Source organism: Devosia albogilva, assembly GCF_042685625.1.
In the GTDB taxonomy this organism is placed as follows: domain Bacteria; phylum Pseudomonadota; class Alphaproteobacteria; order Rhizobiales; family Devosiaceae; genus Devosia; species Devosia albogilva.
The window spans coordinates 3752265-3765414 of record NZ_JBHUNP010000001.1 but is presented as its reverse complement, the minus strand read 5'-3'; the positions used below and the strand labels follow the sequence as shown (position 1 = coordinate 3765414).

The window sequence follows — 13150 nt, the reverse complement described above, 5'->3', positions numbered from 1 at the left end:
AAAGGAACCGCCATGCGCAAGCTTGCAGCAATCGTGATCGCGAGTGCCGGGCTGCTCGTCCAGCCGGCCGCCGCGCAGAACCTAAACTTCGGCATCTTCTTCGGCGACGAGCGGTCGGATTTTTTCCCCGAGCGGATCACCTGCCTCAACGACTATCAGGTGCGCCAGGCGGTCGCCGCCCGCGGCTATGACAACATCGCGCTCAATGTGGAGATGGACAAGCATATCCAGGTGCGGGCGACGCGGGACGGCTGGGTGTGGCTGCTGGACTTCAACATCTGCACGGGCCGGATCGAGGGCCGCGAACGGCTGCGGCCGGCGGGGTAGGGTGCGGGCCTGTCCCAAGATCGGGCGCCGGATTTACATTCCGTTTGCTTCTTGAAAGCACTTTCTTAAGCGCGTGCCGCTACAACCAAGGGCATACGGTTTTGGTCTGGAGTAGCCGTATGCAAGCCGACCGGGAAACTTGTTCTGCGTACCCTGTCCCGCTCGGCTTGAGTCGCCGTCTCGATCGGCCGTTTGCCGGATTTTCAGGTATTGCGTACCGGCTGGCCGATCTGGCTGCCCCGCGTCTGGGGCTATTGCTCTGTGTTTCCGCGCTGTTCTACTTCGCCTGACCGGTTGCCATGCCTGGCAGCCGGCGTTATGTCTCGACCATCGACCACGCCAACAGGAGGGCTGCATGCATAGCTACAAGCATCATCGCCAGCGCGGCCCTGTTTTCGCCCTGCGGTTTTCGCTGCAGGGCTGACCAGGCGCTGGTCCGGACCTCCTTCTTCGGTCTCATCCCACTGGTTTGCCCATCCTGACGGTTCGCCCTTGGCACCGTCGTTTCTGGCAATAGGCGCTGCTGCGCCAGCACCAATGGAATTCTCCCGATGGGATCGATCAGTCTCCGCAACGCCGGCGTCATCGCCACCGAACCGCTCTTTTCCAATCTCGACATCGTCATAGCCGAAGGCGATCGCCTCGGGCTCGTCGCCGGCAATGGCCGCGGCAAGACCACCCTGTTGCGCGCCATGGCGGGGATCGCCGAACTCACTACGGGCGACATCGTGCGTTCGCGCGGGCTGACGGTTGGCTATGTCGAGCAGGACATGCCGAAGGACTCCCTTGGCCTCACGCTGCGTGATGCCGTGCTCGAGGCGCTGCCCGAGGCGGAGCGCGACTACGAGGCCTGGCGGGTGGAGGTGGCGCTCGACGAGTTCGAAACCCCGGCCGAGATGCGGGATCGCCTGGTGGGCGAGCTCAGCGGCGGCTGGCAGCGGATCGCGCTGATCGCACGGACCTGGGTCCGGCAGCCCGACATGCTGCTGCTCGACGAGCCGACCAACCATCTCGACCTGACCCGGTTGGCGCAGTTGGAGCGGTGGCTCGCGGGCGTGTCGAAGTCGGTGCCGGTGGTGATCGCCAGCCACGACCGGCAGTTCCTGGATAATACTACCAACCGGACGCTGTTTCTCCGGCCGACGGAGTCCGTAACCTTCGCGTTGCCGTTCAGCCGTGCGCGCATCGCGTTGGCGGAGGCTGACGAGGCGGCGGAGGCCCAGCGCGAGCGGGAGCTCAAGGAGGCCGAGCGGCTGCGCAAGCAGGCGGCCAAGCTCACCAATATCGGCATCAACTCCGGCAGCGATCTGCTGGTGGTCAAGTCCAAGTATCTGCGCGAGCGGGCCGCCAAGATCGAGGCTGCGGCGGCCGAGGTCCATCGGGAGCGGAGCGGCGAGATCAGGCTGGTGAATGCCGGCGCCCAGGCCAAGGTGATGCTGGCGTTCGAGGATGTCGAGGTGGCATCGCCGGACGGCAGGACGCTGTTCCGGATCGACAAGCTGCATGTGTTCCAGGGCGACCGCGTGGTGCTGCTCGGCGCGAACGGAACGGGCAAGTCGCAACTGCTGAAGCTCGTGCACCGCGCCCTTGGTGGCGAGACGGTGCAGGGGCTGCGGACGAGCCCACAGGCAGTCTGCGGCTATCTGGACCAGGCCTTGTCGCTGCTGCCGGAGAAGCAGACGCCCACCGAGGTGCTGCAGCGGTTCGACATCGGCGACCAGCGGCGCAGGAGCCTGCTTGCCGGAGCAGGGTTCTCGGTGGAACAGCAGGCGCGGCGGGTGGGGCAGCTATCCTATGGGCAGCAGACGCGGCTTGGATTGCTGGTGCTGCGGCTGAGCGAGCCCAACCTCTACCTGCTGGACGAGCCCACCAACCACCTCGATATCCCGGGCCAGGAGCGCCTGGAGGACGAAATCGTCAGCCACGGCGCCACCTGCCTGCTGGTCTCGCACGACCGCAGCTTCGTGCGCGGACTGGGCAGCCGGTTTCTGCAGATCGAGGGGAAGCGTTTGCGCGAGGTGGTTTCGCCGGAAGGCTTCTTCGCCGCGGCAGGCCAACGTCGAGCGGTGATCGTGACCACTCGTTAGGGGTTTGGGTCTAAATTATTTTGAAGTCTAAGGTTTTTGGGGGAAAGCCTTGTCGTCTGCACTCTTCGGGGATGCGCTGCCAGCGAGGTCGCAGTTCGAGTGGCATGACGTGCGCTTCATCGGAGCGGCTGGTGGGCGCTATGTGCTGCCACAGCGCCGCGAGGGCACCGAGAAGCTGTCCGCCTATGCGTGCCGCCTGTGCTCGATTTCCACCCGCTTTGCCGCAGTGATCGGGCCGGTCGTCGGTTCCCTGAACGAACCGGTGGCGGCCCATTTCGACACGTTCGGGCTGCTGCGGGGGCGCATCAACCGCCGCCTGCCGTCGGGTTTCGTCATGGAGCTGATGCTGAAGGATGCGGAACGCGACAAGCTCGGGGCGAAGATCGTCTGGCAGCGCAAGCACGTTTACCAATCGGCCCCCGACCAGCGGGAGCACAAGCGGATCCTGCCGCGCGACCCACGAACACTGATCACTCTCGCCGACGGCACTTGCGTTCCGTGTTTCGTCATCGACATCTCGCAGTCAGGCGTTGCAGTGTCGGCCGGCATTTCGCCTGAGATCGGGACGCCGCTGGCGGTCGGCAGGCTTGTTGGTCGCGTGGTGCGCTACCTGGACGTGGGCTTCGCCCTGCAGTTCATCGAACTGCAGGAGGCTGATGCCCTTGAGACGCTGATGTTGCCGGCATTGTCTCCCGAGGCCGTTTTGGAACTGCAGACCAAGTTCTAGACCCCACGGCAGAATATCGGCAACCTGACGGTCACGATGGCCGTTCCGGCGGCGAGCAGCGAGCGAGGCGATGTACGCAATCTTCGATACCTATCTCAACCGCGACACGTGGCACACTACCGATCCTGCGGAAGACGAGGCCTTTTACCGTGCGCTCGGGCAAGTCATCGGTCAGGCCGATTTCGACCCGGAGGCGATGGGGGAGTACATGCGGACCGCCAAGGGACTGTCCACCAACTCCCAGGACCTGCTCGCCGGGGTGATTCTGAAGCGCGTGGAGGACGCCCGCGCCGTCCAGGCCTTCCGCCGCTACAATCCCGGCAACTAGCGCCCACGAAAAAGGGGCCCCGTAGGGCCCCTCCAACTATTCCGTGTGGCCTGATCAGGCCGAGTAGTACATCTCGTATTCTACCGGATGCGGGGTGTGCTCGAACTTGATGACTTCGGTCATCTTGAGCTCGATGTAGCTGTCGATCTGGTCGTCCTCGAACACGCCACCGGCCTTGAGGAAGTCGCGGTCCTTGTCGAGGGCTTCCAGAGCCTCGCGCAGCGAACCGGACACGGTCGGGATCTGCATCAGTTCCTGGCGCGGCAGCTCGTAGAGGTCCTTGTCCATCGGATCGCCCGGGTGGATCTTGTTCTTGATGCCGTCGATGCCGGCCATCAGCAGGGCGGCGAAGCCGAGATAGGGGTTCGCCAGCGGATCGGGGAAGCGAACCTCGACGCGCTTGGCCTTGGGCGACTGGCCGAACGGAATGCGGCACGAAGCCGAACGGTTACGGGCCGAGTAGGCCAGCAGCACGGGAGCCTCGAAGCCCGGCACCAGGCGCTTGTAGCTGTTGGTGGTCGGGTTGGTGAAGGCGTTGATGGCCTTGGCGTGCTTGATGATGCCGCCGATGTAGTAGAGCGCTTCCATCGACAGGCCGGCATACTGGTCACCGGCGAAGAGCGGCTTGCCGTCCTTCCAGATCGACTGGTGGCAGTGCATGCCCGAGCCGTTGTCGCCATAGATCGGCTTCGGCATGAAGGTCACGGTCTTGCCGTAGGCGTTGGCGACCTGCTGGATGACGTACTTGTAGATCTGCACGTCGTCGGCCGACTTGATCATCGGGGCGAACTTGATGCCGAGTTCGTGCTGGGCCGAGGCCACTTCGTGGTGGTGCTTCTCGACCACGACGCCCATGTCGGCCATCGCCGCCAGCATTTCGCCGCGGATGTCCTGGGCGGTATCCAGCGGCGGCACCGGGAAGTAGCCCTTCTTCAGGCCGATGTGGTGGCCGTTGTTGCCGGACTCATAGGCGGTGTCGTTGTTGGACGGCAGTTCCGGATGGTCGACTTCGAATCCGACCTTGTAGGTGGTGTTCGAGAAGCGGACGTCGTCGAACATGAAGAATTCGGGCTCGGGGCCGAACACCACGGTGTCGCCGATGCCGGTCGACTTCAGGTACGCCTCGGCTTTCTTGGCCGTGGTGCGCGGGTCGCGGCTATAGGGCTGGTAGGTCAGGGGCTCGAGAATGTCGCAGTTGATGGCGAGCGTGGCCGCGCCGAAGAACGGGTCCACATAGGCCGAGGCCGGATCGGGCATCAGCACCATGTCGGACTCGTTGATCGCCTTCCAACCGGCGATCGAGGAGCCGTCGAACATGGTGCCTTCTTCAAAGAGGTCCTCGTCGACGACGCTCACGTCCATGGTGACATGCTGCAGCTTGCCGCGCACGTCGGTGAAGCGCAGGTCGACGTACTTGATGTTCTCGTCCTTGATCTTCTTGAGAAGGTCGCTTGCGGTAGTCATTCGTTTTCCCCTGTAACTCGGAAATGCTTGTTGTCTTGCGGGACGGGCCGGGAGCCTGAGGCTCTAGAGGGCGTCGTCGCCGAATTCCCCGGTGCGGATGCGGATCGCCTGCTCGATGGAGTAGACGAAGATCTTGCCGTCGCCGATGCGGCCAGTCTGGGCGGCGGTGCGGATGGCCTCGATCGCCTTTTCGGCGAGCTCATCCGGGCACACGACTTCCACCTTCACCTTGGGCAGGAAGTCGACGACATATTCGGCGCCGCGATACAGCTCCGTGTGGCCCTTCTGACGGCCGAACCCCTTGGCTTCGGTGACGGTGATGCCTTGCAGGCCGACTTCCTGCAGCGCCTCTTTCACCTCATCCAGCTTGAAGGGCTTTACGATAGCCTCGATCTTTTTCACGTGCGCCTCCACGATGCCGCTAGTGGCCGATGTCGCCAACCCGTATGCATGGGGTATGCCAGCGCCTGCCAGCGACCGAAATGCCAGCTTCATCAAAGGCTTGGTCTGGGGTGATGTGCAGCCTGCCAATGGGTGCGGTGCAACGGATGCACAAAAAACAGGCGGAATGCCCAGAATGTAGACCTATGCTCGTGCGCGGGCGCGCCGAGCGCCTGCCAATGAAGCTTTGACTGCCCCGATTTCTTGCGATAGACCCTCGCCCCAACCCGGCCAGCGGGTCCTTGGGCGGGCGTGGCGGAACTGGCAGACGCACTGGATTTAGGTTCCAGCGCCGCAAGGCGTGGAGGTTCGACCCCTCTCGCCCGCACCACTATAAGGACCTGGCCTCACAGGATTGAATACGGGAAGAACCCACATGCAGGTTAGCGAGACCCTCAACGACGGCCTCAAGCGCAAGCTCAGTGTCACCATTCCGGCTGCGGATCTCAACAGCCGGCTCGACGCCAAGCTCGAAGAGCTCAAGGGTCAGGCCAACATCAAGGGGTTCCGTCCCGGCAAGGTGCCGCTGTCGCACATCCGCAAGATGTTCGGCCGCTCGGCCATGAGCGAAGTGATGACCGACGCGATCAACTCGACCGTGTCCGAGACGCTGGACCAGCGCGAAGAACGCGCCGCCGCCCAGCCGAAGGTGGACCTGCCCGACGATCAGGCCGTGATCAACGACGTTCTGGACGGCAAGGCCGACCTCGCGTTCGAGGTCGAGTACGAAGTGCTGCCGAAGGTTGAGCTGGCAGACGTCAAGGGTCTCAAGCTGGTAAAGCCGGTTGTTGAGATCACGGATGAAGAACTCGACGCCGAAGTGAATCGCGTGTTCGCCCAGAACCGCGGCTACACCGACAAGGGCGACGAGGGCGTGGTGGAGCAGGGCGACCGGCTCGGCCTCAGCTTTGTCGGCAAGATCGACGGTGTCGAATTCCCCGGTGGCAAGTCCGATCATGCGCACCTGACCGTCGGCTCCGGCGAGTTCATCCCGGGCTTCGAAGAGCAGCTCGTCGGCATGAAGAAGGGCGAGACCCGCGAGATCAACGTCACCTTCCCGGCCGACTACCAGAACGCCGAGCTTGCCGGTAAGGAAGCGACCTTCGAGGTCTCCATCCTCCATGTCGACGGCCCGAACCAGGGTGAGCTGGACGACGAATTCGCCAAGCGCCTCGGCCTCGAGAACCTCGAAGCCCTGCGCGGCGCGGTGAAGTCGCAGATGGAAGCGGCCCTGCAGTCGATGGCCCGCCAGCACATGAAGCGGCAGGTGCTCGACGCGCTCGACGAGAAGCACAAGTTCGAAGTGCCGGCCCAGCTCGTCGATGCCGAGTTCAACACCATCTGGAACCGGGTGGTGCACGAGGTCGAGCACCACGGCCGTTCCTTCGAGGACGAAGGCACCACCGAGGAAGCCGCGAAGGAGCAGTATCGCACCATCGCCGACCGCCGCGTGCGCCTGGGTCTCGTGGTTGCCGAGATCGGCAATACCAACGAGGTGCAGGTCACCGACGAGGAGCACCAGCAGGCGCTGATCGCCGAAGTGCGCCGCTTCCCGGGCCAGGAACAGCAGGTCTACGACTACTACCGCAAGAACCCGCAGGCTCTTGCCGGCCTCCGTGCTCCCGTGTTCGAGAACAAGGTGGTCGATTTCATCATCGACGCCGCCGAAGTGACCGAAAAGAAGATGGATCGCGAGGAACTCGCCAAGCTGATCCAGGCCGACGAGGACGAGGTGCCGGAAGAGCACCACCACTAAGCTTCGCGCTGGTGACGGAATTTGGAGAGCCGCCCTTCGGGGCGGCTTTTCTGTTTGGGGCGGGTTGCCCAGCGAGGGCGGATCAGCCAAACCTCTGACCGCTCAAGAGGAGATCGCCATGGCAAGCCGCTCGCCCGACCTGCTGCTGACCCCGAACCAGATGGCGCGTGCCGATCAGTTGGCCATGGAGAGCGGGATCAAGACGTTGCGGCTGATGGAGGCCGCCGGCAAGGCCGTGGCCGACGCCATCGTCGAACATTATTACCAGCGCTCGGTGCTGGTGCTGTGCGGACCCGGCAACAATGGCGGCGACGGGTTCGTGGTGGCCGAACTGCTGAAGCAGCGCGGCTGGCCGGTGCAGGTTCGGCTGATCGGCGACCAGCAGGCGCTCAAGGGCGACGCCGCGGTGGTCGCCGGGCAGTGGACCGGCCGCATCGTCCCGCCGACGGCGCAGGACATCGAGGATGCCGACCTGGTGGTGGACGCCCTGTTGGGCGCCGGACTCGACCGTGACGTCGAGGGCGCATTCGCCGAGATCATCGAGGCGGTGAATGCGAGCCGCGCCCCTGTGGTCAGCATCGACGTGCCGAGCGGTGTTGACGGGGCAACGGGGGAGGTGCGGGGCGTCGCTATCGTCGCGGACCTCACCGTCACCTTCTTCCGGCTGAAGCCGGGGCACCTGTTGCTGCCGGGGCGGGAGCGCTGCGGCCAGGTGGTGCTGGCAGAGATCGGGCTGCCGGAGACGGTGCTGGACCGCATCGAGGCCCGGGCCTGGCAGAATACGCCGGCGCTGTGGCAATTGCCGCCGGCAGATGCCTCGCACAACAAGTTCGATCGCGGCCACTGCGTCGTCGTTTCTGGCGGGCCGCTGCAGACCGGTGCGGCGCGGCTGGCGGCGCAGGCGGCGTTCCGCGTCGGGGCGGGACTGGTGTCCTTGGCCGGCAGCGAGGCGGCGCTGATGGTGCATGCGGCGCATGTCACCGCCATCATGCTGAAGCCGGCGGAGGACGCGGCGGCGTTGGCAGGGTTGCTCGAGGACCGGCGCATGAACGCGGTGGTGATCGGGCCGGGCAGCGGCGTAGGGGACGAGACCCGGCAGAAGGTGTCCGCGGTGCTCAATTCAGGTGCGGCCGCGGTGCTCGATGCCGACGCGCTGACCTCGTTCAGCGAGGACCGGGAGGCGCTGTTCGGCCAGACCCGCGAACGCGAGCGGCCGGTGGTGTTCACCCCGCATGAGGGCGAGTTCAGGCGGCTCTTCGGTGAGTTGGCTGGCGGCAAGATCGAGCGGGCACGGGCGGCGGCGGAGCAGTCGGGCGCGGCCATCGTGCTCAAGGGCAGCGACACGGTGATCGCGGCGCCGGACGGGCGGGTGGCGGTCAATGCCAATGCGCCCGCCTGGCTCGGCACTGCCGGTGCCGGCGATGTGCTGGCGGGACTGATCGCGGGCTTGTTGGGGCAGGGGATGCAGGGCTGGGAAGCCGCCTGCGCGGCGGTCCATATCCATGCCGAGGCGGCCTTGCGCTTCGGCGGCCCCGGCATGACCAGCGAGGATATTGCCCCGCTGGTCCCAAGTGTTCTTGCGAACCTGCCGGGCTAGTTCAGCGCCACTCCACCACGAGCTTTTCTAGCCCGTGGAAGTGGTACACGTCGCCGTAGCGGGGCGGCTCGGCAATGCGGAGCCGCGGCAGGCGGCGGAACAGTTCCGCGAAGGCCACCTGCAGTTCGATGCGGGCCAGCGGGGCGCCGATGCAGAAGTGGATGCCGGCGCCGAAGCTGACATTGGCGCCGTCGGTGCGGAACGGATCGAACCGGTTGGCATCGGCGAACCGCTTCGGGTCGCGGTTGGCGGCGCCGAGCATCAACCCGATCACGTCGCCCTTGCGCAGCCGGATGCCCTCGTATTCGAGGTCGGTCAGCGCATAGCGGGTGAACATGTGGAGCGGCGCGTCGAAGCGCAGGCACTCCTCGGCCGTTGCCTGCGTCTGTTCTTCGGATGCGAAAAGCGTAGCCGGATCGATACCGCTTTCCAGGATCGACTTCACACCGTTGCCGGTGGTGTGGACGGTCGCCTCGTGCCCTGCATTGAGCAAGAGGATGGCGGTGGACATCACCTCGTCGTCGCTGAGGCGATCACCGCCCGGCTCGGCGGTCAGCATGTGGGTGAGCAGGTCCTCGCGCGGCTGGCGACGACGCTCGGCGATGACGGTGCGCAGATAGTCCATGAAGTCGGCCGAGGCCTGGTTGGCGTCGAGCTCCACCTCGCGGGTCACCCCGAACATGTACATCTGGACCATGCGGTTGGACCAGTTGAGCAGTTGCGGCGCCATTTCGGCTGGCAGGCCGATCATCTCGGCGATCACGATGGCGGGAATCGGCGCGGCGAAGGCTTTGATCAGGTCGACGCTGCCTTCGCCCTCGAAGCCGTCGATGATCTCGTTGGCGAGAGTCCGGATGCGCGGGCGGAGCTGCTCGACATGACGGCTGACGAAGGCGCGGTTGACCAGCATGCGCAGACGGGTGTGGGCCGGCGGCTCGAGGTTGAGCAGCGAGTATTTCTCGGTGAGGTCGAAGGCGGCGGTGTGCGGCTGCGGCGCCGGCAGGCCGATCTCCTCGCGCGTCGCCACATGCAGGATGTCGCGGCCGAAGCGCTTGTCGCGGAGCAGGGCGCTGACGTCCTTGAAGCCGGCAAAGCACCAGTGGCCGTATTCGTCCCAGAAGAAGGCGGGGTCGGTGGCATGCAGCCGGTCATAGAAGGCGTAGGGGTTCTGGAAGAACTCCGGGTCTCGCGGGTTGGCGCTGGCGCGGCGGTCGGCAGGAACGTCGGTGATGGGCTTGATCTGGAGAATGGCGGCCATGGGTATTCACTTGTGGTGGTCGCGGGGCACGGTTGCAGCCCTGCGAACGGGAAGTCAAAGATTTAGTCGAGTGCGGTGCCACCGGCTCGTCTTGTGGGTGTGCAACCACGGAGAGCGAACATGAAGTTCCTTTGTCTCGTCCACTTTGCCCCCGGTGCCTTCGATGGCGTCACGCCGGAGGAATTCACCCGGCTCGACGACGCCACCATCGAGCACGACCACAAGCTGCGCCGGAACGGGCACCTGCTGATCGCCTCGCCGCTGCAGGGACCGGAGACGGCCACCAGCATCGACCGGCGGCAGCGCATGAAGATGAGCCTGCTCGACGGGCCCTTCGCCGAAGGCAAGGAGGTCGTCGGCGGCTTCCTCTTGATCGAGGCCAGGGACATGGAGGAGGCGGTCAGCCTGTTCGAGGACGATCCAATCGCCGCCTATGGCCGGCTCGAGATCCGGCCGCTGATGGAAGATCACCGGCACAGCAAGACGGGTGAAGCGCGCCCGGAGTTTGCTGCGGGCTAGCTGATGCGAGCGGGCGGAAGTCATTCCGCCCGCATGCACTTGCTCCTCCCGCAAAATCCGCTAGTGAGGGGCAGCACCACACGAGGAAGCAGCATGAGCGAGCCGACCGTGGCCGAGGCCATCGACACCATCTATGCCTCGATCCGCAACGACAACGAAGACCTCGACCTCCACATCGCCGCGTTGAAGGCGGCAATGGCGCGCGAGGGCGTGAAGGAAGCCACCTTCGAAACCGCCAAGCTTGCCCAGCCCAACCGGCAGGGTCGCAAGCTGATGCAGAGCTATTTCAAGAAGAAGGGCGTGGCCATCGGCTTTGCTTGAGCCGGTGTTCACCCTGACGTCAGCTTCGGGCCGGCAGCTATTGAAGCCTGCCCTATTGCCGCCTATCTGTCGCTTTACCGCAGCTTAAGCGGCATCGTCTGCAATCGGCCGGTCGCGCCGATTCGAATAATCCTGACACGATCCGGCAAACGGCAACGGCATCTGGACGTGTTCAACCGAAAGGCTCGCCCAAGACGCGACGGGCAGAGCAAAGGGGCTCATATGCGGGATCCGCACGATCTATACATGAACACGCTCGTCCCCATGGTGGTCGAGCAGTCGAACCGCGGCGAGCGCGCCTTCGACATCTACTCGCGCCTGCTGCGCGAACGCATCATCTTCGTCACCGGCGTCGTCGAGGACAACATGGCTTCGCTGATCGTGGCGCAGCTGCTGTTCCTCGAATCGGAAAACCCGAAGAAGGAAATCGCCCTCTACATCAACTCGCCTGGTGGCGTGGTGACGGCGGGCCTGTCCATCTACGACACCATGCAGTTCATCCGTCCCGCCGTTGCCACCATGGTGATGGGGCAGGCGGCTTCGATGGGTTCGCTCCTCCTTGCGGCCGGTGAGCCGGGCATGCGCACCTCGCTGCCGAACTCGCGCATCATGGTCCACCAGCCCTCCGGCGGCTATCAGGGCCAGGTCACCGACATCCTGATTCATGCCAAGGAAGTCGAGGGTTTGAAGCGGCGGCTTAATCAGATTTATGAGAAGCACACCGGCCGCACCTATGAGGAAATCGAGTCCGCTCTCGAGCGCGACCGCTTCCTGTCTCCGGAAGAGGCCAAGACCTTCGGCCTGATCGACAGCGTGTTCGAAAAGCGCGTTGTTCCGGAAACCCAGGCCTGAGTGGCCTGCGTTAAGCACATTGCCGATGCGCCGTGGACTGTGATCCGCACGCAATTGCACGCCGCCGGATCGGTCTTTAGGATCGATCCGGCTTAGACTTTGTTTATGCATCGAGCGCTACGGTTTTTGCGCAGCGCTTGAGAAGGGGGCAATCCGGCCCCCGAGGAGTGTAGGATGTCCAAAGAGACAACGAACGGCGAATCCTCGAAGAACACGCTGTACTGCTCGTTCTGCGGGAAGTCACAGCACGAGGTTCGCAAGCTGATCGCCGGCCCGACCGTGTTCATCTGCGATGAATGCGTCGAGCTCTGCATGGACATCATCCGCGAAGAGAACAAGACCTCGATGGTCAAGTCGGCCGATGGCGTGCCGACGCCGGCCGAGATCTGCAAGGTTCTGGACGACTATGTGATCGGCCAGTCCCGCGCCAAGAAGGTGCTCTCCGTGGCGGTCCACAACCACTACAAGCGCCTCCACCACGCCAGCAAGAACCAGGACGTCGAGCTGTCGAAGTCCAACATCCTGCTGATCGGTCCCACCGGTTCGGGCAAGACGCTGCTGGCCCAGACGCTGGCGCGCATCATCGACGTGCCGTTCACCATGGCCGATGCGACGACGCTGACCGAAGCCGGCTATGTCGGCGAGGACGTCGAGAACATCATTCTCAAGCTGCTCCAGGCTGCCGACTACAATGTCGAGAAGGCCCAGCGCGGCATCGTCTATATCGACGAAGTCGACAAGATCTCCCGCAAGTCCGACAACCCGTCCATCACCCGTGACGTCTCGGGCGAGGGCGTGCAGCAGGCGCTGCTGAAGATCATGGAAGGCACCGTTGCCTCCGTGCCGCCGCAGGGCGGCCGCAAGCATCCGCAGCAGGAATTCCTGCAGGTGGACACGACCAACATCCTGTTCATCTGTGGCGGCGCCTTTGCCGGCCTCGAGCGCATCATCTCCGCGCGCGGAGAGGGCTCGGGCATCGGCTTCTCGGCCACCGTCAAGGATCCGCAGGACCGCCGCGTCGGCGAGGTTCTGAAGGACGTGGCTCCGGAAGACCTGGTGAAGTTCGGCCTTATCCCCGAATTCATCGGCCGTCTGCCGGTGCTGGCGACGCTCGAAGACCTCGATGTTCCGGCGCTGATCGAAATCCTGACGCAGCCGAAGAACGCCCTGGTCCGCCAGTATGCGCGCCTGTTCCAGATGGAAGAGGTGGAGTTGACCTTCCACGAGGACGCCCTCAAGGCGATCGCCGAGAAGGCCATCGAGCGCAAGACCGGCGCCCGCGGCCTCCGCTCGATCATGGAAGCCATCCTGCTCGACACCATGTACGACCTGCCGTCGCTGGAAGGCGTGGAGGAAGTGGTGATTTCGGAGGAAGTGGTGAAGGGCAAGGACGTGCGTCCGCTCTACATCTACTCCGAGCGCAAGAAGGAAGACATGCCCGCCGGCGCCTAAGCGTCACGGCAGGGTTACGAA

The 13150-nt window shown here is 64.4% G+C and carries 13 protein-coding genes and 1 tRNA gene; 11 read left to right on the top strand and 3 right to left on the bottom strand.

Annotated features, from left to right (window positions below; all coding sequences use genetic code 11):
- Window positions 1-12 precede the first annotated feature (12 nt).
- The 4 genes from ACFSX5_RS18830 to ACFSX5_RS18815 all read left to right on the top strand — a co-directional run bounded on the left by ACFSX5_RS18830 (window position 13) and on the right by ACFSX5_RS18815 (window position 3469).
- Entirely contained in the window at window positions 13-327 is a 315-nt protein-coding gene (locus ACFSX5_RS18830; protein WP_386835498.1) for a hypothetical protein, read from the top strand.
- A 551-nt stretch (window positions 328-878) separates the two neighbouring features.
- Complete coding sequence (locus ACFSX5_RS18825; RefSeq protein WP_386835497.1) at window positions 879-2414, top strand: ATP-binding cassette domain-containing protein; 1536 nt, start codon at window positions 879-881, stop codon at window positions 2412-2414.
- A gap of 49 nt (window positions 2415-2463) precedes the next feature.
- Entirely contained in the window at window positions 2464-3141 is a 678-nt protein-coding gene (locus ACFSX5_RS18820; RefSeq protein ID WP_386835496.1) for a PilZ domain-containing protein, read from the top strand.
- 70 nt (window positions 3142-3211) lie between these two features.
- On the top strand, window positions 3212-3469 hold the full coding sequence (locus tag ACFSX5_RS18815) for a hypothetical protein (RefSeq protein WP_386835495.1): 258 nt from the start codon (window positions 3212-3214) through the stop codon (window positions 3467-3469).
- Window positions 3470-3523: 54 nt separating this feature from the next.
- Here the strand turns inward: ACFSX5_RS18815 and glnA are convergent, their stop codons facing one another.
- Together glnA and ACFSX5_RS18805 are read right to left on the bottom strand one after the other, a co-directional pair.
- Window positions 3524-4933, bottom strand: coding sequence for a type I glutamate--ammonia ligase (gene glnA / locus ACFSX5_RS18810; protein WP_386835494.1), 1410 nt, complete (start codon window positions 4931-4933; stop codon window positions 3524-3526).
- A gap of 63 nt (window positions 4934-4996) precedes the next feature.
- A complete protein-coding gene (locus tag ACFSX5_RS18805; protein WP_126151873.1) occupies window positions 4997-5335 on the bottom strand; it encodes a P-II family nitrogen regulator in 339 nt (112 codons plus the stop codon).
- 285 nt (window positions 5336-5620) lie between these two features.
- Here ACFSX5_RS18805 and ACFSX5_RS18800 point away from each other — a divergent pair.
- The 3 genes from ACFSX5_RS18800 to ACFSX5_RS18790 all read left to right on the top strand — a co-directional run bounded on the left by ACFSX5_RS18800 (window position 5621) and on the right by ACFSX5_RS18790 (window position 8727).
- A tRNA-Leu gene (locus tag ACFSX5_RS18800) sits at window positions 5621-5705 on the top strand.
- A 45-nt stretch (window positions 5706-5750) separates the two neighbouring features.
- Window positions 5751-7130, top strand: a complete 1380-nt coding sequence (gene tig / locus ACFSX5_RS18795; RefSeq protein ID WP_386835492.1) for a trigger factor — start codon at window positions 5751-5753, stop codon at window positions 7128-7130.
- 118 nt (window positions 7131-7248) lie between these two features.
- Window positions 7249-8727 (top strand): NAD(P)H-hydrate dehydratase, encoded by a 1479-nt coding sequence (locus tag ACFSX5_RS18790; RefSeq protein ID WP_386835491.1) that lies wholly within the window; start codon window positions 7249-7251, stop codon window positions 8725-8727.
- A 1-nt stretch (window position 8728) separates the two neighbouring features.
- On the opposite strand, the gene ACFSX5_RS18785 is transcribed toward ACFSX5_RS18790, so the two are convergent.
- Window positions 8729-9985: a cytochrome P450 gene (locus ACFSX5_RS18785; RefSeq protein ID WP_386835490.1), complete on the bottom strand. Its 1257-nt coding sequence runs from the start codon at window positions 9983-9985 to the stop codon at window positions 8729-8731.
- A 120-nt stretch (window positions 9986-10105) separates the two neighbouring features.
- Between ACFSX5_RS18785 and ACFSX5_RS18780 the strand changes: the two genes are divergently transcribed.
- The 4 genes from ACFSX5_RS18780 to clpX all read left to right on the top strand — a co-directional run bounded on the left by ACFSX5_RS18780 (window position 10106) and on the right by clpX (window position 13129).
- Entirely contained in the window at window positions 10106-10504 is a 399-nt protein-coding gene (locus tag ACFSX5_RS18780) for a YciI family protein (protein ID WP_386835489.1), read from the top strand.
- Window positions 10505-10597: 93 nt separating this feature from the next.
- Window positions 10598-10825 (top strand): hypothetical protein, encoded by a 228-nt coding sequence (locus ACFSX5_RS18775; protein WP_386835488.1) that lies wholly within the window; start codon window positions 10598-10600, stop codon window positions 10823-10825.
- A 222-nt stretch (window positions 10826-11047) separates the two neighbouring features.
- Window positions 11048-11677, top strand: a complete 630-nt coding sequence (locus ACFSX5_RS18770; RefSeq protein ID WP_386835487.1) for an ATP-dependent Clp protease proteolytic subunit — start codon at window positions 11048-11050, stop codon at window positions 11675-11677.
- 174 nt (window positions 11678-11851) lie between these two features.
- Window positions 11852-13129 (top strand): ATP-dependent Clp protease ATP-binding subunit ClpX, encoded by a 1278-nt coding sequence (gene clpX / locus ACFSX5_RS18765; protein ID WP_386835486.1) that lies wholly within the window; start codon window positions 11852-11854, stop codon window positions 13127-13129.
- The last annotated feature ends 21 nt before the right edge of the window (window positions 13130-13150 follow it).